Origin of the sequence: Methylosinus sp. Sm6, assembly GCF_019802345.1 — a bacterium.
Classification (GTDB): Bacteria; Pseudomonadota; Alphaproteobacteria; order Rhizobiales; family Beijerinckiaceae; genus Methylosinus.
In genome coordinates this window covers 1-602 of sequence record NZ_JAINDZ010000140.1, presented here as the reverse complement: position 1 = coordinate 602, position 602 = coordinate 1, and the positions used below count along the sequence as shown (strand labels likewise).

Genomic DNA, 602 nt, shown 5'->3' with positions numbered 1-602 from the left:
TTGCCGCCGATCCCGCTTGTCGACCGCACGGGTCCGCTCGCCTTATCCTTTGCGCAACAGCGCCTATGGTTTTTGACGCAGTTCGGCGAGGCGGTCAGCGCCGCCTATCATCTTACCCTGGGTGTCCGGATGCGGGGGCGCCTTGACCGGCGGGCGCTGCAACGGGCGCTCGACGCAATCGTCGCCCGGCACGAAGCGCTGCGCGCCACTTTCACTACGCTCGACGGCGAAGCCATACAAAAAATCGCGCCCGTGGATGTCGGCTTCGCTCTGGAGGAAGATGATCTCGTCGACGCCCTCGATAAAGACGACGCGCTGCGCGCCCTGGCGGAGCGCGAAGCCGCCACGGCGTTCGATCTGGAGCGCGGCCCCTTGATCCGGGGCCGTCTCGCGCGTCTGGACGCGGAAGATCACGCGCTCTTGCTGACTATGCATCACATCGTCTCCGACGGCTGGTCGATGGGCGTCCTGACATCGGAGTTGAGCACGCTGTATGGCGCTTTTTGCCGCGGCGAAACTGGTCCCTTGCCTGCGCTGCCCGTCCAATACGCCGACTACGCCGCCTGGCAGAGGCAGTGGTTGAACGGCGAGCGTCTTCAGCG

General features: G+C 65.4%; 1 protein-coding gene. It reads left to right on the top strand.

Annotated features, from left to right (window positions below; all coding sequences use genetic code 11):
* Positions 1 to 602, top strand: a 602-nt coding sequence (locus tag K3F48_RS23950; RefSeq protein ID WP_222577940.1) for a condensation domain-containing protein, incomplete at both ends; no start/stop codon positions are given.